At 70.5% G+C, this 22,042-nt stretch carries 16 protein-coding genes and 2 pseudogenes; 11 read left to right on the top strand and 7 right to left on the bottom strand.

Annotated features, from left to right (window positions below; genetic code table 11):
- Positions 1–52 precede the first annotated feature (52 nt).
- The 3 genes from ACHMXE_RS24960 to ACHMXE_RS24950 are packed head-to-tail and all read left to right on the top strand — an operon-like array spanning position 53 to position 6,507.
- Positions 53–1,279 (top strand): M48 family metalloprotease, encoded by a 1,227-nt coding sequence (locus ACHMXE_RS24960; protein ID WP_395351989.1) that lies wholly within the window; start codon positions 53–55, stop codon positions 1,277–1,279.
- Positions 1,276–4,002: a DUF4011 domain-containing protein gene (locus tag ACHMXE_RS24955; protein ID WP_395351987.1), complete on the top strand. Its 2,727-nt coding sequence runs from the start codon at positions 1,276–1,278 to the stop codon at positions 4,000–4,002. The genes ACHMXE_RS24960 and ACHMXE_RS24955 overlap by 4 nt, the downstream gene beginning before the upstream one ends.
- On the top strand, positions 4,003–6,507 hold the full coding sequence (locus ACHMXE_RS24950) for an AAA domain-containing protein (RefSeq protein WP_395351985.1): 2,505 nt from the start codon (positions 4,003–4,005) through the stop codon (positions 6,505–6,507).
- On the opposite strand, the gene ACHMXE_RS24945 is transcribed toward ACHMXE_RS24950, so the two are convergent.
- The gene (locus ACHMXE_RS24945; protein WP_093344340.1) at positions 6,482–6,877 is read right to left on the bottom strand and encodes a YgiW/YdeI family stress tolerance OB fold protein; all 396 of its coding nucleotides are present in this window, start codon (positions 6,875–6,877) and stop codon (positions 6,482–6,484) included. The two genes, ACHMXE_RS24950 and ACHMXE_RS24945, sit on opposite strands and share 26 nt — an antisense overlap.
- A 124-nt stretch (positions 6,878–7,001) precedes the next feature.
- A complete protein-coding gene (gene dnaE, locus ACHMXE_RS24940) occupies positions 7,002–10,520 on the bottom strand; it encodes a DNA polymerase III subunit alpha (protein ID WP_395351983.1) in 3,519 nt (1,172 codons plus the stop codon).
- Positions 10,521–10,649: 129 nt separating this feature from the next.
- On the opposite strand from dnaE, the gene ACHMXE_RS24935 reads away from it, so the two are divergent.
- From ACHMXE_RS24935 to ACHMXE_RS24915, 5 genes are all read left to right on the top strand, one after another.
- On the top strand, positions 10,650–11,444 hold the full coding sequence (locus ACHMXE_RS24935) for a sulfurtransferase (protein WP_281080673.1): 795 nt from the start codon (positions 10,650–10,652) through the stop codon (positions 11,442–11,444).
- A 15-nt stretch (positions 11,445–11,459) separates the two neighbouring features.
- Complete coding sequence (locus ACHMXE_RS24930; RefSeq protein WP_395351980.1) at positions 11,460–12,167, top strand: response regulator; 708 nt, start codon at positions 11,460–11,462, stop codon at positions 12,165–12,167.
- Positions 12,127–13,686 (top strand): sensor histidine kinase, encoded by a 1,560-nt coding sequence (locus ACHMXE_RS24925; protein WP_395351978.1) that lies wholly within the window; start codon positions 12,127–12,129, stop codon positions 13,684–13,686. Before ACHMXE_RS24930 ends, ACHMXE_RS24925 begins: the two co-directional genes overlap by 41 nt.
- Positions 13,687–13,787: 101 nt before the next feature.
- Positions 13,788–14,309, top strand: a complete 522-nt coding sequence (locus ACHMXE_RS24920) for a tripartite tricarboxylate transporter TctB family protein (protein WP_281080675.1) — start codon at positions 13,788–13,790, stop codon at positions 14,307–14,309.
- A 4-nt stretch (positions 14,310–14,313) separates the two neighbouring features.
- Positions 14,314–15,873 carry a tripartite tricarboxylate transporter permease gene (locus tag ACHMXE_RS24915; protein ID WP_395351976.1) on the top strand — a complete coding sequence of 520 codons (1,560 nt, stop codon included), beginning with the start codon at positions 14,314–14,316 and terminating at the stop codon, positions 15,871–15,873.
- Here ACHMXE_RS24915 and ACHMXE_RS24910 read toward each other — a convergent pair whose 3' ends face one another.
- Entirely contained in the window at positions 15,874–16,287 is a 414-nt protein-coding gene (locus ACHMXE_RS24910; RefSeq protein WP_093344353.1) for a hypothetical protein, read from the bottom strand.
- Between the two features lie 142 nt (positions 16,288–16,429).
- Between ACHMXE_RS24910 and ACHMXE_RS24905 the strand changes: the two genes are divergently transcribed.
- Entirely contained in the window at positions 16,430–16,897 is a 468-nt protein-coding gene (locus ACHMXE_RS24905) for a GNAT family N-acetyltransferase (RefSeq protein ID WP_395351974.1), read from the top strand.
- 13 nt (positions 16,898–16,910) lie between these two features.
- On the opposite strand, the pseudogene ACHMXE_RS24900 reads toward ACHMXE_RS24905, so the two are convergent.
- From ACHMXE_RS24900 to ACHMXE_RS24885, 4 genes and pseudogenes are all read right to left on the bottom strand, one after another.
- Positions 16,911–17,839 (bottom strand): annotated as a pseudogene (locus ACHMXE_RS24900) (pirin family protein).
- A gap of 52 nt (positions 17,840–17,891) precedes the next feature.
- A complete protein-coding gene (locus ACHMXE_RS24895; protein ID WP_395351972.1) occupies positions 17,892–18,443 on the bottom strand; it encodes a flavodoxin family protein in 552 nt (183 codons plus the stop codon).
- 38 nt (positions 18,444–18,481) lie between these two features.
- Positions 18,482–18,898, bottom strand: coding sequence for a DoxX family protein (locus tag ACHMXE_RS24890; protein WP_395351970.1), 417 nt, complete (start codon positions 18,896–18,898; stop codon positions 18,482–18,484).
- Between the two features lie 85 nt (positions 18,899–18,983).
- Positions 18,984–19,685: a pirin family protein gene (locus ACHMXE_RS24885; protein ID WP_203201433.1), complete on the bottom strand. Its 702-nt coding sequence runs from the start codon at positions 19,683–19,685 to the stop codon at positions 18,984–18,986.
- Between the two features lie 161 nt (positions 19,686–19,846).
- On the opposite strand from ACHMXE_RS24885, the pseudogene ACHMXE_RS24880 reads away from it, so the two are divergent.
- Together ACHMXE_RS24880 and ACHMXE_RS24875 are read left to right on the top strand one after the other, a co-directional pair.
- Positions 19,847–20,801 (top strand): annotated as a pseudogene (locus ACHMXE_RS24880) (LysR family transcriptional regulator).
- 118 nt (positions 20,802–20,919) lie between these two features.
- Complete coding sequence (locus tag ACHMXE_RS24875) at positions 20,920–22,035, top strand: NAD(P)/FAD-dependent oxidoreductase (RefSeq protein WP_395351967.1); 1,116 nt, start codon at positions 20,920–20,922, stop codon at positions 22,033–22,035.
- Positions 22,036–22,042 lie beyond the last annotated feature (7 nt).

Genomic DNA, 22,042 nt, shown 5'->3' with positions numbered 1-22,042 from the left:
CCACGGTGCTCGTTTAGGATCGTCGGCAACTCTTGTCACCGGCGATCCCGACATGGTCGACTCCTCTCCCGTCGCGCTCGGCGACCTCGTCCCACTGCCCTACCAGCAGGCGCTGGCCACCCACCTGCAGGCGAACGAGCCCGAGGCCTGGCGCTGGGCCGCCTCGGCCGAGGCGCGCGAGGAGCATGCGGTGGCCGTGCGCGCCGAGCTGCTGCGCCAGTCGTACCGGCTCGACGCCGACGCGCATCCCGAGCTGCATGCGCACAGCGCGCTGGTCGCGCAGCGGCTCGGCGTCACCGTGCCGATCACGCTCTACCAGGGCCAGGATGGCGCGATGAACGCCGCCATCCACATGCTGCCGGGCGAGGCCCACATCGTGCTCTCGGGCCCGCTGCTCGAGCGGCTGCAGGGGCCCGAGCTGCAGGCCGTGCTCGGCCACGAACTGGCCCACCACCTGCTGTGGACGCGCGACGACGGCCGCCACCTGGTGGTCGACCGGCTGCTGCAGGCGACCGCGGCCGATCCGCGCGCCGACGCGAGCCATCTGCAGACCGCGCGACGCCACAGCCTCTACACCGAGGCCTTCGCCGATCGCGGCGCCTGCGTGGGCTGCGGCGCGCTCGAGCCCGCGGTGAGCGCGCTGGTCAAGGTGCAGACCGGCCTCGCGCAGGTCCATGCCGCGAGCTACCTGCGCCAGGCCGACGAGATCAGCGCCGGGCCCGATGCGGCGACGCGCGGCACCAGCCATCCCGAGGTCTTCGTGCGTGCCCGCGCGCTGCGGCTGTGGAGCGAGCGCGATCCGCAGGCCGATGCCTGGCTGGCCGGCGCGCTCGAAGGCCCGCTCGACCTCGGCACGCTCGACGTGCTGGGCCAGGAGCGCGTGGGCGGCCTGACCCGCGCCGTGGTCGCGCGGCTGCTGCGCGAGCCTTTCATGCAGTCCGATCCATTGCTCGCGCATGCGCGGCGCTTCTTCCCGGGCTTCGTGCCCTCGCTGCCGCAGGCCGTCGAACCGCCGCCGCCCGATCCGCTGCCCGTCGGGCTGCACGACTACATGGCCAGCGTGCTGGTCGATTTCGTCGCGGCCGATCCCGAGCTCGACGATGCCGCGCTGGCCGCGGCGCTCGCGCTGGCCGAGCCGCTGGGCTGCGCCGCGCCCCTCGAGCAGCGGCTCGCGCAGGACCTCAAGCTGGCCAGGCGCACGCTCGCGCGCGTCAAGCGCGACGTCACCACCGTGCTCGACAAGGCCCGGGCCCAGCACGCACGGAGCGCCACGGCATGACGGGCATCGCACCGCTGTTGCAGTTGCTCGACACCGCCGATGCCCACGGCGGCCTGCAGACCGACGACGTGCTCGCCCTCGCGCTGCCGCTGCTGCGCGAAGTCTCGGCGCTGCACGAGCAGGGCCGGGTCGCCGCGCTGGGCCATGCGATGGCCTACCGCGTGAACGAGCTGCCCGCGCTGGAACTGGCCCAGCCCGCGGGCGCCGAGCCGAAGCGCAACCCGCAGGCGATCGCGCCGCTCGAGCGCCCGGTGGCCTCGGTGCTGCGCGTGGTCGGCGAGGAACGCGTCACCGTCGAGGGCGGCATCGGCGTCGCGCGCGAGAACCTCGAGGTGCTGCCCGAGGCCACGCCCGATACGGTGCCGCAGCGCCCGGCCTACCTGCCCGGCTACGGCGCCTGGGAGCAGCGCTTCGCGCACCACGATGCGCTCAGCGACATGCTGTGCCTGGGCCAGGTGCTGGCCAGCCTGGCCTGCGGGCTCGACTTCACGCAGGGCGAGGAGCTCGCGCGCTTCGCCGAGCACCGCGGCAACCTGTTCGAGATCAACCGCCGGCTGCACCCGGTGCTGGCCGCGGTGATCGTCGAGATGACGGCGCTCGATCGCCACGAGCGCACGCGCGACCTGCCCTCGGTGATCCGCCGCCTCGAGACCTACCGCGACCAGCCGCTGGACCTGGGCCTGGAGCGCCTCGCGAACCCGAAGGACGGCGCGGGCCAGCGCCGCCAGGCGATCCAGCTGCACCTGCGCGACCGGCTGTTCGACCTCTCGCGGCGCAACCGGCTGCTGTACTTCAAGCCCACGCAGGCGCACGTCAACCTCACGGTGGCCAGCGTACCGCTGGTGGTCGACCTGCAGAGCATCCGCGTCGACCAGCTCTGCGTGTGGGACGGCCGCTTCGCCGCCGAGGTCGCGAGCGGCGACCCGGTGCCGCTCGCGCGCTGGCTGCGCTTCGAGGACCAGCCCTACCTGCCCGGTGCGCTCGACCGCATCCTGCAGGAGGCGCGGCGCGACCGCGCCGAGTACGGCCTGTCGCAGCTCTCGCTGGTGATCGCCTTCCTGCGCTGGCACAACCTCAAGGAGGACGCCGACGAGCGCATCGTCTCGCCACTGCTGATGCTGCCGGTGGAGCTCGCGCGCAAGAAGGGCGTGCGCGACCAGTACCTGCTCGAGGCCGCGGGCCCCGAGGCCCAGGTCAACCCGACGCTGCGCCATCACCTGCGCCAGCTCTACGGCATCGTGCTGCCCGAGAGCATCGACCTGCGCGAGACCTCGATCGAACAGTTTCATGCCGAGCTGGCCGCGCAGATCGCGCGCACCGAGCCCGGCGTGCAGTTGCGGCTGCTGCGGCAGCCCGAGATCGCGCTGATCCACCAGCGCGCGCGCCAGCGGCTCGAGCAGTTCAAGCGGCGCGTGCGCGAACGCGCGCCCTCGGCCTTGTCCCTCGCGGCCACCGACTACAGCTATGCGCAGGACGATTTCCGCCCGCGCGGGCTGCAGCTCTTTCATGCCCGCGTGCAGCGCGTGCCGCTGCCGCTGGCCGGCGCGGTGGGCGCGCGCCCGACACCGCGCGCGCCGCAGATGGCGCCGCAAATGGCACCACAGACGGCGCCCGCCGAGGCCGAGCGCCAGACCTTCGCGCTGCGCGAGAACGCCGGCAACCCCTACCAGTGGGACGTGGACCTCACGGCCGTGACGCTCGGCAACTTCAACCACCGCAAGATGTCGCTGGTGCGCGACTACAGCGGGCTGGTCGAATCGGACATGGCGAGCGAGGCCTTCGACCGCGTGTTCTCGCTGCAGCCGCGCCAGGTCGACACCGAGGCGCCCGCGGTGCTGCCGCTGGCCGAGCAATGGCCGGTGGTGCAGGCCGACGCGACCCAGACCGCCGCGGTGGCGCTGGCGCGCACCGGGGCCAGCTACATCATCCAGGGGCCGCCGGGCACCGGCAAGTCGCAGACCATCACCAACCTGATCGCCGACTACGTGGGGCGCGGCCGGCGCGTGTTGTTCGTCTGCGAGAAGCGCGCCGCGATCGACGTGGTGTTCCACCGCCTGCGCCAGCAGGGGCTGGACGAGCTGTGCTGCATGATCCACGACTCGCAGGGCGACAAGAAGGCCTTCGTGCAGAACCTGCGCCAGACCTACGAGCAGTGGCTCGAGGCGCCCTCCACGCTCGAGGCCGAGGGCGGCGAACGCACGCGGCTGCTCGATGCGATGGACCTCGACCTGCGCGCGCTCGAGCGCTTCGATGCCGCGATGCGCGAGGTGCCCGCGCACCTGGCCGTCACGCTGCGCGAGCTGGTGGCGCGACTGGTCGCGCTCAAGACCGCCGATCCCAAGCTCACGCCGCTGCAGGCCGAGGCCCTGCCCGACTACGCGGCCTGGCGCCGCCATGCCGAGCTGGCCGCGCGGCTGCACCTGGCCGTCACCGAGAGCCTGGGCGCGCCCACGCTCGCGCAGCATCCGTTCGCGCTGCTCGCGCCCGCGCTGCTGCGCCAGCCCAAGCCGCTGGCCGCGCTGGTCGAAGGCGCCGAACGCGCCGCGGCGCAAAGCGGTGCCTGCCGCGATGCGCTGGTCGAGGCCTGGCCACCGCTGGCCGAAGCCGGCGCCACATGGCGCGACGCGCTCGATCTGGTGGCCGATGCGCGCCGCGTCGCGACGCTGGCCGCGCGCGGGCAGCTCGCGCTGCTCGATGCATCCATCCCGCGAGCCAGGCGCTGAATGCCGCGCTCACCGAACGCCGCGGCCTGCAGCAGGCGCTCGACGAGAAGCTGCAACGCACCGCCCATTGGCGCGACAAGCTCTCGCCCGCCGACACCGAGGCCGGCCTCGCGCAGGCCCGCGCGCCAGCAGCACTCGCTGCTGCGCTTCCTCCAGCCCTCGTGGTGGCGGCTGTCGAGCGAACTCAAGCGCCGCTACGACCACGCCGCGCACGCGGTGCGGCCCAAGCCCGCGCAACTGCTCGAGGAGCTGCTCGCCGAGCACACCGCCCGCGCCGCGCTGCAAAAGCAGGCCGCGCGGCTCGAAGCCGACTACGGCTGCACCGACCCCGAGGCCTACGCGCAGCAGATGCAGACGCTGCGCGGCCTCGACGATGCCGGCAGCCTGCGCGTCGCCTTCCAGGCCCATCTGCGCAGCGCGCCCGGCGCGAGCCGCGACGTCGAACGCCTGGTCGCCGCGGGCTCACGCTGCGACGCGCTCGATGCGCTGTGGCGCGACCTGGTCCACGATCCCGCAGCCCTGCCGTTGGCCACGCTCGAAGACCTCGCGCGCACGCTGCACGACCAGGCCGATGCGCTGCCCGCGGTGCTCGCGCCGCTGCAGGAACTCGCCGATGCCGACCCGGCCGTGGCCGCCGCGCTGCGCGGCCTGCCGCTCGTGCCCGAGGCGATCGAATTCGCGGTCGCGCGCGAGGGCCTCGAGCGCGTCTACCGCACCGAGCGCTGGCTGCCGCGCTTCGATGCGGCCACGCTCGCGCGCCATGCGCAGCGACTGGGCGATGCCGAGCGCCAACTGCTCGGCCGCAATGCGCGCACGCTGGCCGCCGCCGTGCGCCAGCGCTTCCGCGACCACGTGCAGAAGAGCGCCCTGCCCGCGAGCCAGCTCGATGCCGAGGGCAAGGCATTCAAGAAAAGCTACAACGCCGGGCGCCGCGAGCTCGAGCACGAGTTCGGCAAGACCATGCGCTACAAGGCGATCCGCGAACTCGCGAGCGGCGAGACCGGGCAGGTGGTGCGCGACATGAAGCCGATCTGGCTCATGAGCCCGCTGTCGGTGTCCGATACGCTGCCGCTCGCGGCCGACCTGTTCGACGTGGTGATCTTCGACGAGGCGAGCCAGATCCCGGTCGAGGAAGCGGTGCCCGCGCTCTACCGCGCGCCGCAGATCATCGTGGTGGGCGACGAGATGCAGCTGCCGCCGACCAGCTTCTTCTCGTCGGGCCGCGATGCCGAGGACCAGACCGTGTCGGTCGAGGACGAGGACAACGAGGGCGACCGCATCGCGGTGGTGCTCGATGCCGACAGCCTGCTGAACCAGGGCGCGCGCAACCTGCCGGCCACCCTGCTGGCCTGGCACTACCGCAGCCGCTACGAGTCGCTGATCGGCTTCTCGAACGCGGCCTTCTACGCGGGCAACCTCTACACGATCCCCGACCGCAGCCTGCCGAGCGAGGCGCGCGCCGAGATCCTGGTGCAGTCGAGCGCCGCCACGGCCGAGTCGGTGGCCGCGCAGGCCGATGCGCTGCTCTCGCGCGCCATCAGCTTCCACCGCGTGACCGACGCGGTCTACGACAGCCGCCGCAACAGCGGCGAAGCGCGCCACATCGCGCAGCTGGTGCGCGAGCTGCTGCGCCGCGGCACCGGGCGCAGCCTCGGCATCGTGGCCTTTTCGGAAGCGCAGCAGGGCGAGATCGAGGCCGAGCTCGACAGCCTCGCCGCGGCCGACGCCGAGTTCGCGGCGCGGCTCGAGGCCGAGTACGTGCGCGAGGAGGACGACCAGTTCTGCGGCCTGTTCATCAAGAACCTCGAGAACGTGCAGGGCGACGAGCGCGACATCATCCTGCTGAGCATCTGCTACGGCCCGAATGCCGAGGGCCGCATGCTGATGAACTTCGGGCCGATCAACCAGCGCGGCGGCGAGAAGCGGCTCAACGTGATCTTCAGCCGCGCACGCCACCACATGGCGGTGGTCTCGACGATCCGCCACGAGGCGATCACCAACGACCACAACGAGGGCGCCGCGGCGCTGAAGAATTTCCTGCGCTATGCCGAATGCCTGTCGCGCGGCGACGATGCCACCGCCACGCGCGTGCTCGAGGACATGAACCCGCTCGCGCGCGGCGCGGCGCGGGCGGGCCACGCGCGGGCCGACGCGGTGAGCGTGCAGCTCGCGGCCGCGCTGCGCGCGCGCGGCCATGCGGTGGACGAACAGGTGGGCCAGTCGCGCTTTCGCTGCGATCTGGCGATCCGTGCCGCCGGCACGGGTTCAGGCGCGGGCGACAGCCACTACGCGCTGGGCATCCTCGTGGACACGGCGGCCCACTACGAGAACCGCAACGTGCTCGAGCGCTATGTATCGCGCCCGCGGATCCTCGATGCCTTCGGCTGGGAGGTGCGGCAGGTGCTCGCGAAGGACTGGCTGCACGCACCGGAGGCGGTGCTCGACGGGATCGAGCACGCGCTGGTCGAGAAGGGCGCGCTCAGCGCACCACGACCAGCTGCTTGACGTCGAGCTCGACCTTGTTGCCCACGAGGTCCTTGTCGAACTCGCCGGTGATCTCGACGCGCACCTTGTCGTCGATCCTCACGCCGGGCGGGAAGTACTTGGCGTCGATCTCCACCTTCATGCGGCCGGTGTCGTCGGCGAAGGTGTAGTGCTCGCCGCCGTCGTGCGAGACGATGAAGCCGCGCAGGGTGGCGTGCTGGTCGTCCTTGCCGGTGTCGAGCAATTGCTTGACGGTCATGGCGGGCACCGAGCTCGGGCCGGCGTACTGGGCCAGGCTGCTCAGGGGCAGTGCCAGCGCCAGGGCGGCTGTGGCCAGGAAGGCCTGCTTGATGGATGCGTTGCGGGTGCCGGTGGCGGTCTTGTATGGCATGGCGAATGTTCCTCCTCGAACTTGCCGGTTGAAAACGCGCAGGCGCGAAGCCTGCCCCGGTAAGAAGGCCCTGACCGCGAGGAGTTCCCGCTATCGCTTTTCGCCGTCCCTGCGCGCCGCGCGGTTATTCGTAGATGACCGCTGCCTTGCCCGCCTCGGCCTGCGCGGTCCAGCTCGCGAGCGCCGCATCGGTCGGGAAGAACTTCGCGCGCTCGCCGAGCTGCAGCTCGACCTGCGCGCCGCCACGCGCCATCGACAGGCGCACCGGCAGGCCCTGCACCAGCTCGCCATGCTCGCTCTGCTCGGTGCGCGCCGGGAAGTCCTCGAGCAGGCGCGCGATGTCGGGCGCCTTGCCGTTGACCGCCACGCGCAGGAACTTGCCGAAGCGGCAGCGCGCGCTGGCCAGGTCCCAGACCTGCTGCACCTGGAAGCGCGCCTCGAAGCCGCCGCGCGCGGGCTGCAGCCGGCCCGAGACGATCACCAGTTCGTCGTCCTTGAGCGTGTTGCGGTTGGCGTTCATCAGCGCCTCGTCGGCAGTGGCGTCGATCGAGTCGGACTTGTCGTCGAGCTTGAAGATCGCGAGTCGGCCGCGCTGGCCGTTGATGACGCGGAAGTCGCTCACGATGCCCGCGATCACCTGCTGGTCGCGGCTGTCGAGCAGGTCGGTGATCTCGCGCTTGCAGAAGCGCCGCACCTCGTGCGAGACCTCGTCGAACAGGTGGCCCGAGAGGTAGAAGCCGACCGCCGTCTTCTCGAAGGTCAGGCGTTCCTTCACGCCCCAGGGCGTGGCGTCGACCAGCTCGGGCTCGGCCGTGGCCGAGCCGTGCTCGCTGTCGCCGAAGATGTCGACCTGCGCGGCATTGGCCGCGGTCGCGTTGGCGAATTCGAAGGCGCGGTCGACCGAGGCGATCAGCGAGGCGCGGTTCTGCTGGATGGCATCGAAGGCGCCGGCCTTGATCAGCGCCTCGACCGTGCGCTTGTTGATGCGCTGCCGGTCGATGCGCACGCAGAAGTCGTACAGGCTCTTGAACGGACCGCCCTCCTCGCGCGCGCGCACCACGGCCTCGACCGCGAGCTGGCCCGTGCCCTTGACGGCGCCCAGGCCGTAGCGGATGACCTTGTCGGTGACCGGCTCGAAGCGGTAGTTGCCGCGGTTCACGTCCGGCGGCTCGAAGGTGAGGCCGAAGTTCTTCTGCGCGTCCTCGAACAGCACCTTGAGCTTGTCGGTGTCGTCCATTTCCACCGTCATGTTGGCGCAGAAGAATTCGGCCGTGTAGTGGACCTTGAGCCAGCCCGTGTGATAGGCCAGCAGCGAGTAGGCGGCGGCGTGCGACTTGTTGAAGCCGTAGCCCGCGAACTTCTCCATCAGGTCGAAGATCTCGTCGGCCTTGTCCTGCGCGATGCCGTGCGTGCTCAGGGCGCCGGCGCGGAATTTCTCGCGGTGCTCGGCCATCTCCTCGAGCTTCTTCTTGCCCATCGCGCGGCGCAGCAGGTCGGCGCCGCCGAGCGAGTAGCCGCCCAGGATCTGCGCGGTCTGCATCACCTGCTCCTGGTAGACCATGATCCCGTAGGTCTCCGAGAGCATCTGGGCCACGGCCGGGTGCGGATACTCCACGTCCTCGCGGCCGTGCTTGCGCGCCACGAAGCTCGGGATCAGGTCCATCGGGCCCGGGCGGTAGAGCGCGTTGAGCGCGATCAGGTCCTCGAGCCGGGTCGGCCGCGCGTCCTTCAGCATGCCCTGCATGCCGCGCGATTCGAACTGGAACACGGCCTCGGTCTTGCCCTCGGAGAACAGCCGGTAGGTCGGCGCGTCGTTGAGCGGGATGTTCTCGTAGGCGAAGTTCTCGCGGCCCTTGTGCCGCTTCATGATGAACTCGCGCGCGATCTCGAGGATCGTCAGCGTCGCCAGGCCCAGAAAGTCGAACTTCACGAGGCCGATGGCCTCCACGTCGTCCTTGTCGTACTGGCTCACGGCCGAGTCGCTGCCAGGCTGCTGGTAGAGCGGGCAAAAGTCGGTGAGCTTGCCGGGCGCGATCAGCACGCCGCCGGCGTGCATGCCGATGTTGCGGGTCATGCCTTCGAGCTTCTGCGCCAGCTCGACCACGGTCTTGACCTCTTCCTCCTTCTCGAGCCGCTCCGCGAGCTGCGGCTCCATCTCGAGCGCGTAGTTGTTCTTGTCGCCCTCGATCTTCTGCGGCGGCGGGTACTGCAGCGTGACCGACATGCCGGGCTTGTTCGGGATCAGCTTGCTGATGCCGTCGCAGAACATGTAGCTCATGTCGAGCACCCGGCCCACGTCGCGGATGGCCGCGCGCGCGGCCATGGTGCCGAAGGTGGCGATCTGGCTCACGGCGTTGCGGCCGTACTTGTCCTTCACGTAGTCGATCACGCGGTCGCGGTTGCCCTGGCAGAAGTCGATGTCGAAGTCGGGCATCGAGACGCGCTCGGGATTCAGGAAGCGTTCGAACAGCAGGTTGTATTCGAGCGGATCGAGGTCGGTGATCTTCAGCGCATAGGCCACCAGCGAGCCGGCGCCCGAGCCCCGGCCCGGGCCGACCGGGCAGCCGTTCTGCTTGGCCCAGTTGATGAAGTCGCCCACGATCAGGAAGTAGCCCGGGAACCCCATCTTCAGGATGGTGTTGATCTCGAACTCGAGCCGCTCGACGTAGCGCGGCCGCTGCGCATCGCGCTTGGCCGCGTCGGGGAACAGGTGCTCGAGTCGCTTCTCGAGGCCCTCGAACGATTCCTGGCGAAAGAACTCGTCGATCGGCATGCGCACGCCTTCGCTCACGAAGGGCGTGGGGAAGTCGGGCAGCTGCGGCTTGCCGAGCACCAGCGTCAGGCTGCAGCGCTTGGCGATCTCGACCGTGTTGGCCAGCGCGCTCGGGATGTCGGCGAACAGCGCCTGCATCTCGGCGCTCGACTTGAAGTACTGCTCGGGCGTGAAGCGGCGCACGCGCCGCGGGTTGCCGAGGATCTCGCCCTCGGAGATGCACACGCGCGCCTCGTGCGCCTCGTAGTCCTCGCGCGTGGCGAACTGCACCGGGTGCGTGGCCACCACCGGCAGCCCCAGCCGCGCGGCCAGTTGCACCGCGGCCAGCACGTGCGGCTCGTCCTCGGGCCGGCCGGCGCGTTGCAACTCGATGTAGAAGCGGTGCGGGAAGATGCCCGCGAGGCGCAGCGCGAGCTCGGCCGCGCGTTCGCCCTGCCCCGCGGCCAGCGGCGCGCCGAGCGGGCCGGCCTGCGCGCCCGACAGCGCGATCAGCCCGCCCTGCAGTTCCTCCACCCATTCGAGCTTGCAGGCCGCCTGGGCCTGGCCGCGGCCGACGTTCTGCGTCCAAGCGCGTGCCAGCAGCTCCGAGAGGTTGAGGTAGCCCTGCTTGTTCTGCACCAGCAGCACGATGCGCGTGAGCGTCGCCGCATCCTTGCCCATGCCCTCGAGGAAGATCTCGGCGCCGATCACGGGCTTGACGCCCTTGCCGCGCGCTTCCTTGTAGAACTTGATCCCGCCGAACAGGTTGTTGAGATCGGTGATGGCCATCGCGGGCTGCTTGTCGGCAGCGGCGGCCTTGACGACTTCGTCGATGCGGTTGGTGCCGTCGACGACGGAGAACTCGGTGTGCAGGCGCAGGTGAACGAACATCCGGCCATTGTAGGAAGGCGGGCCTCCACGATGTGAGTTGGCGCGGCCCCTATTGACACCCGGGCGGCCGACCGTTCGGGAGTGCCCGAGTCAGGAACGGGTCAACCTGCGGCGCCTAGAATTCCCGCCGTGCAAGAGACCCAAGAGATATTGAACATCGCGGCCTACAAGTTCGTGGCCATCGACGACGGCCCCGTGCTGCGCGAACGCCTGCTGGACCACAGCCGCGCGCTCGGGCTGATGGGCACGATCCTGATCGCGCCCGAGGGTATCAACATGTTTCTGGCCGGCGAGCCCGGCGCGATGGCGGACTTCCTGGCTGGCGTGCGTGCCGATGCGCGCTTCGCCGACCTCGAGACCAAGGACAGCTGGTCCGCCGCCCAGCCGTTCCGGCGCATGCTGGTCAAGCTCAAGCGCGAGATCATCCGCATGGACCATCCCGCGATCCAGCCCGCGGCCGGCCGCGCGCCGGGCGTGGACGCGCCCACGCTCAAGCGCTGGCTCGACCAGGGCCACGACGACGCGGGCCGCGAGATCGCGCTGCTCGACACGCGCAATGCCTTCGAGGTCGACCACGGCAGCTTCGAGGGCGCGATCGACTGGCGCATCGAGAAGTTCACCGAGTTCCCGCCCGCGCTGCGCGCGCACCGCGCCGAATTCGCGGGCAAGACGGTGGTGAGCTTCTGCACCGGCGGCATCCGCTGCGAGAAGGCCGCGATCCTGATGCGCGAGGAAGGCGTCGACAACGTGCTGCAGCTCGAGGGCGGCATCCTCAAGTACTTCGAGCTGGTGGGCGGCGCCCACTACCGGGGCGACTGCTTCGTGTTCGACGGCCGCGAGGCGCTCGCGCCCGACCTCAGCGCCCGCGCGGCCAAGGCCAGCGCGCGCGCCGCCGAAGACCCCGATCTCCACAAGAAACGATAGGCCGACCGCCCCGCGATGCGCATCCTGCTGGTGGAAGACGAACTGGACATGGCCTCCTGGCTGGTGCGCGCGCTCACGCAGGGCGGCTTCGTCACCGACCATGCGCCCGACGCGCGCACCGCCGAGGCCCTGATGGCCGGCACCGAGTACGACGCGGTGGTGCTCGACCTGCGGCTGCCCGACAAGCACGGCCTCTCGGTGCTGGCCGACATGCGCAACGCCGACGACCGCACGCCGGTGCTGATCCTCACCGCGCAGGGCGCGCTGCAGGACCGGGTGCGCGGCCTGCACCTGGGCGCCGACGATTTCCTCACCAAGCCCTTCGAGCTGGTCGAGCTCGAGGCGCGGCTGACCGCGCTGGTGCGGCGCAGCCGCGGCCGCCAGCATCCGCGGCTGCAGTGCGCCTCGCTGGCCTACGACGGCGAGAGCCACGCCTTCACGCTGCGCGGCACGCTGCTGGCGCTCACGCCGCGCGAGCATGCGGCCCTGAGCGCGCTGCTCATGCGCAGCGGCTCGCCGGTGGGCAAGTCGCAGCTGTTCGGCAAGGTGTTCACCAACGACAGCACCGCCGGGCCCGATGCGATCGAGGTGGTGCTGCACCGGCTGCGGCGCAAGCTCGCCGACAGCGACGTGCGCATCGTCACCGTGCGCGGGCTGGGCTACATGCTCGAAGGCATCGCCGATGGACCCGCACGCGCCGGCACCGTCTCCGTCCCCCACTGACAGCTGGCGCTTCGGCATCCGCGCGCGCCTGCTGGCGCTGCTGCTGCCGGGCATGGTCGCGCTGCTCGCGCTCGACAGCTGGAGCGACTACCAGGCGCTGACCGAGAGCCTGGTGGACGCCTACGACCAGAGCCTGCTCGAGCCCGTGCAGGCGCTGGCCAACGGCATCGTGGTGGCGAGCGACGGCAGCGTGCGCGTGCAGGAGGCGTTCTCGGTGCAGGCGATGTTCGAGTCGACCCACCTGCGCTACAAGTACCTGCACGTGGGCGCGGCGCCGGTGGTGCGGGGCGAGACCGGCACCGAGGAGACGCTGATGGGCGTGCCCGACCTGCCCCCTCCGCCTCCGCGCGGCGGCGGCCCCGAGGGCGCGCCGGTGTTCTACGACGCCACCTACCAGCAGCACCCGGTGCGCGTGACCGCGCTGCGCCAGACGGTCTACAACAGCCACGCGGGCAGCGCCTACACCGTGCTGATCCAGGCCGCCGAAGGCACCGGCCCGCGCCGGCGCGCGCAGGACGAATCGCTGCGCCAGGAGCTGCTGCGCGCCGCTCGCATGGTGGTGGTGATGGCGCTGCTGGTGTGGCTGGGGGTGGCCTGGACCCTGCGCCCGCTCGAGCGGCTGCGCCGGTCGCTGCGCGAACGCGCGCGCGACGACATCCAGCCGCTCGATCCCGCCGGCGTGCCGCAGGAGGTGGTGCCGCTGGTCGACGCGGTCAACCACCACATCGGGCGCCATCGCCGCATGGTGGCCGAGCATTCGCAGTTCCTCGCCGATGCCTCGCACCAGCTGCGCACGCCGCTGGGCATCCTGTCGATCCAGGTCGGCTACGCGGTGCGCGAGACCGACCCCGAGCGCATGCGCGAATCGCTGCATGCGATCGTCGCGCAGCTCGCGCGCACGCGGCGCCTGAGCGAACAGCTGCTGGCGCTCGCGCATGCGACGCACGAAGGCGGGACCGAAGCCGCCGCGCCCGGGATCGTGGACCTCAACGCGATCGCGCGCGCCGTGGTGTTGCAGTACCTGCCGCTTGCGCGCGAGCACGACCAGGACCTGGGCTGGGTCGACGCGCGCGGCGACACCGCCACCGAGGGCCTCGTCGCGCCCGACGAGGAAGAGGACGCGGCCTCGCCCGTGATCCCGGTGCGCGCCCATGCCGCCGAGCTGCACGAGCTGCTCGCGAACCTGGTGCACAACGCGATCAAGTACACGCCGCGCGGCGGCAACATCACGGTGACGGTGCGCCGCGATGCCTCGCAGGCGCTGGCCGAGGTCTGCGACAGCGGCCCCGGCATCGCGCCCGAGCGGCGCGCCAGCGTGTTCGAGCGCTTCCAGCGCGACCCGGCCTCGCAGGCCCCGGGCGCGCCCGCGATGCAGGGCGCCGGCCTCGGCCTCACCATCGCGCGCGGCTATGCGCGGCGCAACGGCGGCGAGATCGTGCTGGCCAGCGCCGACATGCCCGAGAGCGCCAACGGCGGCGGCCTGCGCGCGATCCTCCGTTTGCCGCTCGCCCGTACGTGATAACACGTATTTTGGGCCTCGAAGGCCCTTGCAAGCGTGTTGCGAAAGGGGATTGAAAGCCCCGCTTCCTAGACTGCATTGCTTCAGCCCGAAGGAGACATATGCAGCACAGCACGGGTGGTGGCGCGGCCTCGCAGGCATCGCGCGCCCCATCGACATTCAAGAAAGACTACTACGGCGGAGCCCTGATGGTGATCGTCGGACTGGCCGCCGCCTATGCCGGCTACGGCTATCGCGTCGGCGAACTCGCGCACATGGGACCGGGCTTCTTCCCGGTCGCGCTCGGGCTGCTGCTGGCCTTCATCGGCCTGCTGATGGTGATCTCGGCGCGCGGCCAGCAACCGGCACCCGAGGCCGCCGTCTCGCACGGCCATCCCTCGGGCCTGCCCGACCTGCGCGGCTGCGTCTGCATCGTGCTGGGCATCCTCTCGTTCCTGCTGCTCGGCGAGTACGGCGGGCTGCTGCCCGCGACCTTCGCGATCGTGTTCATCTCGGCGCTCGGCGACCGCGACAACACGCTGCGCGAGGCGCTGCTGCTCGCGCTCGCGATGATGGTCATCGCGGTGGTGGTGTTCTGGTGGGCGCTGAGCCTGCAGCTGCCACTGTTCCAGTGGGGAGGCTGAGACCATGATCGGACAATCGCTCCACGACCTCTGGTTCGGCTTCGGCGTCGCGTTCCAGGGCTCCAACCTGCTCTGGTCCTTCTTCGGCGTGCTGGTGGGCAACCTCATCGGCGTGCTGCCCGGCATGGGCGCGCTGCAGGCCATCTCGATCCTGCTGCCGCTCACCTACGTGATGCATCCGGTGCCCGCCATCCTGATGCTGGCCGGCATCTTCTACGGTTCGCAGTACGGCGGCGCGATCGGCGCCATCCTGATGAACATGCCCTCGCATCCGCCGCACGCGGTGACCTGCCTCGACGGCTACCCGATGACCAAGCAGGGCAAGGGCGGCGTGGCGCTCGGCGTGACGATGATCTCCTCGTTCTTCGCCGCCTCGGTGGGCATCGTGGTGATGATCTTCGCCTCGCCGCTGCTGGTGCAGATCGCGTTCAAGTTCGGCCCGACCGAGATCTTCTCGATCATGATGCTGGGCCTGCTCGCGGGCTCGACCATGTCGCGCGGCTCGGCGCTCAAGGGCGTGGCGATGACGGTGTTCGGCCTGCTGTGCGGCGTGGTCGGCACCGACGTCAACAGCGGCAGCTTCCGCTTCGCCTTCGATCTGCCCGAGCTCAGCGACGGCCTCGAGCTGGTCGCGATCTCGATGGGCCTGTTCGGCGTGGCCGACTTCCTGCTCAACGTGAACCGCATGAAGAGCATCGGCGACACCGGCACGCTCAAGCTCAGCGACATGCGCCCGAGCAGGGAAGAGCTCAAGCGCGCCTTCCCCGCGATGATCCGCGGCACCATCGTCGGCACGATCTTCGGCGCGATGCCGGGCACCGGCCCGACCATCACCACCTTCATCGCCTATGCGCTCGAACGCAAGGTGTCGAAGACGCCCGCGGCCTTCGGCACCGGCATGATCGAAGGCGTGGCCGGGCCCGAGGCCTCGGCGCATTCGAAGACGCAGGTCGACTTCATCCCGACCATGAGCCTGGGCATCCCGGGCGACGCGGTGATGGCGCTGATCCTCGGCGCGCTGCTGATCCAGGGCATCCAGCCCGGCCCGCAGCTGATCACCGAGCACCCGGACATTTTCTGGGGCCTGATCGCCAGCTTCTGGATCGGCAACGTGATCCTGGTGGTGCTCAACGTGCCGCTGATCGGCGTCTGGGTGAAGCTCCTGAAGGTGCCCTACAAATACCTGTTCCCGGCGGCGATGTTCTTCATCGCGGTGGGCGTGTTCAGCACGCAGAACAGCCTGTTCCAGATCTGGGAGGTGCTGGTGTTCGGCATCATCGGCGCGCTGCTGATGTCGCTCGAGTTCTCGGTCGCGCCGATCCTGCTGGGCTTCGTGCTCGGGCCGATGGTGGAGGAGAACTTCCGCCGCGCGCTGCTGCTCTCGCGCGGCGACATGTCGGTGTTCATCACGCGCCCGATCAGCGGCACCTTCATCGGGCTGTGCGTGCTGCTGTTGATCGGCGTCGGCTACTCGGCCTGGCGCGGCTCGCGGCGCAAGTCGCAGCTGCTGCCCGATGCGCCCGACGGTGCGCCACCGGCCGAAGCGGTGACGCTCGGCAAGTAGTTAAAGGCCTTCGGCGAAGGCCAGCACGCGGCGCCCGTCGGCCTCGGTATAGACCGCGGCCGGCGTGAGCCCCACATAGCGGCCGCCCTCGTGCGGCCGCGCTTCCACCAGCTGGAAGCCCACCACCTCGCCCGACTTCACGTAGCGCGTCTCGATGTAGATGCCGGTCTGGCCGGCCTTGTTGATCGGCAGCTGCGCGACGGCCGCATAGTCCTCGGCCTTGAGCAGCGCGGTGAGGCGGTCCTTCAGGTGGAAGTCGTACCAGGCCTGCTTGTAGACCTGCGACTCGCCGGTCTTCACGTGCTTGAGCATCACCAGCAGCTTGCGCTGGAACAGCTTGAGTTCCTTCATCAGGAATTCGAACAGGTCGCCGTATTCGCCCGGGGCCGTTTCCGGAGTCTTCTGAATCGCCATCTCGCCTCGCTCGCTTTCTTCAACGTCGTTGTGGTTGTGGGTCGCGGGGCCGGTGTTCCCTCCCTCGCGGCGGGCGCACTTTACTATCGGACGATGGCATTTCGCGCCGCCTTGCGCGCGAACGATGCAACAAGTTTCACAAGTGAACCCTATAGTTTTCAGAACCGCGACGCGCGCCGACCTGGCCGCCATCGTCGCCCTGCTCGCCGACGATCCGCTGGGCCGCGAACGCGAGGCCGCGAGCCCCGCGGCCGATGCCATCGATGCGCGCTACCTCGCCGCCTTCGAGGCCATCGCGGCCGATGCCAACCAGCAGCTCGTGGTCGCGACCGAGGGCGACACGGTGGTCGGCACGCTGCAGCTCTCGTTCATCCCGGGCATCGCGCGCCAGGGCGCATGGCGCGGCCAGATCGAGGCCGTGCGCATCGCGTCGCAGCGGCGCGATGCGGGCCTGGGCCAGCGCATGTTCGAGTGGGCGATCGCGCGCTGCCGCGAGCGGGGCTGCGCGCTGGTGCAGCTCACGACCGACAAGCGCCGGCCCGATGCCCATCGCTTCTACGAGAAGCTGGGCTTCGTGGCGAGCCACGAGGGCTACAAGCTCGCGCTGTAGCCGCGCAACGAGTTCAGGTGGGCGTGCTGCCCGTGTCGGGCTCGCGCACGCCGAAGGGCTTGCCCGGCAGCGGAATGAACTCGGTCTCGCCGGGCACGTGGCCCATGCGTTGCGCGGCCCAGTCCTCGCCGGCCTGCAGGATGCGTTCGCGCCGGCTCGAGACGAAGTTCCAGGTGATGTAGCGCGGGCCGTCGAGCGGCTCGCCGCCGATCACCACCAGCCGCACTGGCGCGGTCACCGGCGCCGTGAGGTTGGCGCCCTGCCCGTCGGGCAGCACGGCCATGGTGTGCATCGGCACGGCCACGCCGTCGAGGCCGATGTCGCCGTCGATCGGATAGACCGCGAGCTCGGCGCCAGCGCGGGCAGCGCGAAGCTCGCGCCGGCCGGCAGCGCGATGTCGAGGTAGACGGTCTGCGAGAAGGTCGTGACCGGCGAGCGTTTGCCGAAGGCCTCGCCCACCAGCACGCGCACGCCCACGCCCTGCTCGAACAGCGCGGGAATCGCATCGGCTGCGGTGTGCTCGAAGGCGGGCTCGACCTCTTCATGGGCCTGCGGCAGCGCGGCCCACAGCTGCAGGCCGTGGTTCACGAAGCTCTCGGCCAGCAGGCGCTCGGGCTTGCGTTCGGAGTGCACGATGCCGCGGCCCGAGGTCATCCAGTTGATGGCGCCCGGCAGGATCTCCTGCACGCTGCCGATGCTGTCGCGATGCATCATCGCGCCCTCGAACATGTAGGTGACGGTGGCCAGGCCGATGTGCGGATGCGGGCGCACGTCGTGCGAGTTGCCCGGCTGCTCGGTGGCCGGGCCGAAATGGTCGAAGAACACGAAGGGGCCGACCGAGCGGCGCACGGCCGCGGGCAGCAGGCGCCGCACGTTGAAGCCGCCCCCCAGGTCCTTGTCATGCGGTTGCAGCAAACGGGTGGTGGGGGTGGCGGCGGTCATCGTGTTCTCTCCGTGGGTGCCCCGGGCCGGGGGCGGCCCGCGCAGGCGGTGGTCAGCCGCGCGATCTTGCCACCGCGGCCACGCGCTCGCCGAAAGACCGCGCGGTGTCGAGGTCACCGCGGGGAATCTCGGCCGGGCTCGCGTCCGAGGGCGACTGCGTCAGCAGGCCGCCGTAGCCGCCGATGTAGTTGGTCGAATCGCGCGTGGCGGCCTTGTTGTTGGTCGGCAGGATGCCCATGCTGACCCAGATGCCGCTGTGCTGCATCGCGAGCGTCCAGAGGTAGGTCAGGGTCGTGACCTTGTCGCCGTTGATGGTGGCGCTGTTGGTGAAGCCGGCGAACAGCTTGTCCTTCCAGCCCTGCGTGTACCAGACCTTCGACGATGCATCGGCGAATTTCTTGAACTGCCAGCTCACGCCGCCCATGTAGGTGGGCGAGCCGAAGATGATCGCGTCGGCCGCGGCCAGGGTTTCCCAGCCGCCCTCGGGCAGGTTGCCGTCGGCGTCGATGGCGAGCAGTTGCGCGCCGGCGCCGTCGGCCACGGCCTGCGCCACGCGCTGGGTATGGCCGTAGCCGGAATGGAAGACGATGACGATGTTGGCCATGTTCGGTTTGCTCCTCGTGGTGGATGGGTGGGCGCGGCTCAGCGCTTGTCGATGCTGAAGCGGCCGGGGCCGAAGGCGGCGAAGGCGAGCAGGCCGCCGGCGATGGCCATGTTCTTGTTGAAGTTGATCTGCTGCATCATCTTCATCGCATCGGGCACGGCCCAGTACTTGTGGAAGAACAGCGCGGTCACGACGGTGAAGATGGCCATGACGATCGCGGTCCAGTGGGTCTTGAAGCCCAGCAGCAGCGCGATGCCCAGGCCGAGTTCGATGACGATCGCGACCGCGGCCGCCACCTCGGGCAGCGGCAGGCCGGCCGAGCTGATGTAGCCCACGGTGCCGCCGAAGCCCATGAGCTTGCCGATGCCGGCCGGGATGAACAGGTAGGCGATCAGGATGCGGCCGATCAGCGCGAGCGTGTCCTGCGCGCCGTTGGGGGTGGTGGTGGTTGTCATGGTTCGAACTCCTCGGTTGTGTTGAATGGAATGAAAGGAACGGGTCGCTGAGAAAAGGCCGGGCCCTCGCCCGGCCGCGGGAACATCAGGCGGCGAGGTCGAACACCAGCACCTCGGCGTCCTTGCCGCCGGCCAGCGTCAGCCGCGATTCGCCTTCGAGCAGCGCGGCGTCGCCGCCCGCGAGCTTCTGGCCATTGACCTCGAGCTCGCCGCGCACCAGGTGCACGTAGCCCTTGCGCTTCGGGTCGAGCGCGAGGCTCGCGCTCTCGTCGCCATCGAGCAGGCCCGCGAACAGGCGCGCATCGGCATGCACCGTCACCGAGCCGTCGGCGCCGTCGGGCGAGGCCACCAGGCGCAGCTTGCCGCGCTTCTCGGCGGCATCGAAGTTTTTCTGCTCGTAGCCGGGCTCGATGCCGCGCACGTTGGGCTGGATCCAGATCTGCAGGAAGTGCGTGGTCTCGTCGGCCTTGTGGTTGAACTCGCTGTGCATCACGCCGCGGCCGGCGCTCATGCGCTGCACGTCGCCCGGCGGGATCGACTCCACGTTGCCCATGCTGTCCTTGTGCGCCAGCTCGCCCGACAGCACGTAGCTGATGATCTCCATGTCCTTGTGGCCATGGGTGCCGAAGCCGGCGCCCGCGGCCACGCGGTCTTCGTTGATCACGCGCAGGTTGCCGAAGCCCATGTGGGCCGGGTCGTAGTAGTTGGCGAAGGAAAAGCTGTGGAACGAGCGCAGCCAGCCGTGGTCGGCATAACCGCGTTCCTGGGATCTACGGACTTGCAACATCTTCGGACTCCTTGGGCCGGACCCGTGGGGATCTTCGGCCTTCTTCGTATGCCGCGCCGGATGCGCAGCGGATGGGAAGAACTTTAGGCCCGTGCCCCCGAGTGAAAAGCGCCGCGCTTTGATGGCATCATTCAAATTTTTTGATCAATGGAGCCGCGATCATGCCCAGCCCCCGCGACGTGCTGACCCCCGATGCGCTCGCCATGCTGCAGACCGTGGCCCACACCGGCAGCTTCGCCGCCGCCGGCGCGCGCGCTCGACCTGGTGCCCAGCGCGCTGAGCTACCGCGTGCGCCAGATCGAGGACGCGCTCGACGTGCTGCTGTTCGACCGCAGCGCGCGCCAGGCGAAGCTGACCGAGGCCGGCGCCGAGCTGCTGCGCGAGGCGGCGCGGCTGCTCGGCGAGATCGATGCCGTGGCCAACCGGGTGAAGCGCGTGGCCACCGGCTGGGAGCCGATGCTCACGATCGCGGTCGACAGCGTGATCGCGCGCGATCCGCTGCTCGACCTCGCCACCGCATTCTTCGCGCTCGAGCCGCCGACCCGCCTGAAGCTGCGCGACGAGACCCTGCTGGGCACCATCGAGGCCCTGACCAGCGGCGAGGCCGACCTCGCGATCGGCGCGGTGCTCGACGCCGCCAGCCTGGCCTTCACCGCCACCGGCCTGCGCAGCCTGCCGCTGGGCGAGCTGCGCTTCATCTACGCGGTGGCGCCGCACCATCCGCTGGCGCGGCTCGAGGAACCGCTGAGCGACGCCGTGCTGCGCCAGTACCGCGCGGTGGCCGCGGCCGACTCGGCGCGCAGCAGTCCCGGCATGACGGTCAACCTGGTCGGCGGGCAGGACGTGCTGACCGTGCCGACCATGCAGGCCAAGCTCGCGGCGCAGCTGCACGGCCTGGGCGGCGGCTTCCTGCCCGAGCCGATGGCGCGGCCCTACATCGAGGCCGGCCACCTGGTCGAGCGCCGCACCGAGCGCCAGCCGCCGCTGGGCAGCATGCACTGCGCCTGGCGCGTGCGCGCGGCGGGCAAGCCCGGGCGCGCGCTCGAATGGTGGCTCGCGCAGTTCGAGCACGAGGGCACGCGGCGCGCGCTGCTCGAGCGGCACCGCGGCCGCTGATGCCTCGGGGGCGCGCATCGTCGTTTGCCCCAGGGTGGCTGCGGCGCGCGCGCAGACCGGGTTAGAGTCGGCGCAGCATCCAACCGTCTTCACCTCGTCACAAGAAAAGGGTCCAGCAATGACCACTCGTCCTCGCGCCAAGGCAGACCGCCACCGAAGCCCGGCCCCCTCCCCCGACACAGCCTCCGACACAGCCGCCACGGCGCCGCGCCACTACGCCGTCGTCGGCGCCGGCATGGCCGGCGTGGCCTGCGCGCGCACGCTGGTGCAGGCCGGTCACCGCGTCACCGTGTTCGAGCGCGGCGACGGCGCGGGCGGCCGCATGGCCAGCGTCGACACCGCCTTCGGCCGCTTCGACAGCGGCGCGCAGTACTTCACCGTGCGCGACGCGCGCTTCGCGCAGGCACTCGAGACCGTGCCGGGTCTGTGCCGGCGCTGGAGCGCCAACCTCGTGCGCGTGCTCGATGCCCACGGCCGCGTGGCCGAGGCCGCGCTGCCCTCGCTCGAATCGCACTGGGTGGCCCAGCCCGGCATGGACTCGCTGGTGGCGCAATGGGCCCAACCGCTGGGCGACAGCCTGGTCACCGGCACGCAGGTCACGCGCATCGAGCCCGATGCGCTCGATGCCGCGCGCTGGCAGCTGCGCACCGCCGGTGCCGGCGACTCGCAGCGCGTGTACTCGGGCTTCGACGCGGTGCTGCTCGCGGTGCCGCCCTCGCGCGCCCGCGCGCTGCTCGAGGACGGCAAGCTGTCGCGCGGCATCAGCCGCCAGGTCGAGCCGGTGCGCATCGCGCCGTGCTGGACGCTGATGATCGCCTTCCCGCAGGCCAACCAGCCGACCATGTCGCACCTGGGCCCGCAATGGAATGCCGCGCGCAGCACGCACCACCGCGTGGCCTGGCTGGCGCGCGAATCGTCCAAGCCCGGGCGCGAGCGCATCGAGCGCTGGACCCTGCAGGCCAGCGCCACCTGGTCGCAGGAACACCTGCGCGACGACGCGCCGCGCATCGAGGCCAAGCTGCTGCGCGCCTTCTCCGAGATCACCGGCATCCATGCCACGCCGGCCCATGCGCAGGCGCTGTGCTGGGCCGAGGCACAGACCCAGGTGCCGGTGGGCCAGAGCCACCTGTGGGACGCCAAGGCGCGCATCGGCGTGGCCGGCGACTGGTGCATCGGCCACCGCGTCGAGGACGCCTTCGTCTCGGGCCTGTCGCTCGCGCTCGCGGCGCTGTAGTTCGCGT

This window comes from Variovorax sp. UC122_21, assembly GCF_044056785.1.
Taxonomy (GTDB): Bacteria; Pseudomonadota; Gammaproteobacteria; order Burkholderiales; family Burkholderiaceae_C; genus Variovorax.
This window is presented reverse-complemented; position numbering and strand designations above follow the sequence as displayed.

What these genes read in the sequence shown, in the direction of transcription:
- ACHMXE_RS24960 (WP_395351989.1), top strand. Translation starts at nt 53, where the DNA reads ATGGTCGACTCCTCTCCCGTCGCGCTCGGCGACCTCGTCCCACTGCCC.
- ACHMXE_RS24955 (WP_395351987.1), top strand. Translation starts at nt 1,276, where the DNA reads ATGACGGGCATCGCACCGCTGTTGCAGTTGCTCGACACCGCCGATGCC.
- ACHMXE_RS24950 (WP_395351985.1), top strand. Translation starts at nt 4,003, where the DNA reads ATGCCGCGCTCACCGAACGCCGCGGCCTGCAGCAGGCGCTCGACGAGA.
- ACHMXE_RS24945 (WP_093344340.1), bottom strand. Translation starts at nt 6,877, where the DNA reads ATGCCATACAAGACCGCCACCGGCACCCGCAACGCATCCATCAAGCAG.
- dnaE (WP_395351983.1), bottom strand. Translation starts at nt 10,520, where the DNA reads ATGTTCGTTCACCTGCGCCTGCACACCGAGTTCTCCGTCGTCGACGGC.
- ACHMXE_RS24930 (WP_395351980.1), top strand. Translation starts at nt 11,460, where the DNA reads ATGCGCATCCTGCTGGTGGAAGACGAACTGGACATGGCCTCCTGGCTG.
- ACHMXE_RS24925 (WP_395351978.1), top strand. Translation starts at nt 12,127, where the DNA reads ATGGACCCGCACGCGCCGGCACCGTCTCCGTCCCCCACTGACAGCTGG.
- ACHMXE_RS24920 (WP_281080675.1), top strand. Translation starts at nt 13,788, where the DNA reads ATGCAGCACAGCACGGGTGGTGGCGCGGCCTCGCAGGCATCGCGCGCC.
- ACHMXE_RS24915 (WP_395351976.1), top strand. Translation starts at nt 14,314, where the DNA reads ATGATCGGACAATCGCTCCACGACCTCTGGTTCGGCTTCGGCGTCGCG.
- ACHMXE_RS24910 (WP_093344353.1), bottom strand. Translation starts at nt 16,287, where the DNA reads ATGGCGATTCAGAAGACTCCGGAAACGGCCCCGGGCGAATACGGCGAC.
- ACHMXE_RS24895 (WP_395351972.1), bottom strand. Translation starts at nt 18,443, where the DNA reads ATGGCCAACATCGTCATCGTCTTCCATTCCGGCTACGGCCATACCCAG.
- ACHMXE_RS24890 (WP_395351970.1), bottom strand. Translation starts at nt 18,898, where the DNA reads ATGACAACCACCACCACCCCCAACGGCGCGCAGGACACGCTCGCGCTG.
- ACHMXE_RS24885 (WP_203201433.1), bottom strand. Translation starts at nt 19,685, where the DNA reads ATGTTGCAAGTCCGTAGATCCCAGGAACGCGGTTATGCCGACCACGGC.
- ACHMXE_RS24875 (WP_395351967.1), top strand. Translation starts at nt 20,920, where the DNA reads ATGACCACTCGTCCTCGCGCCAAGGCAGACCGCCACCGAAGCCCGGCC.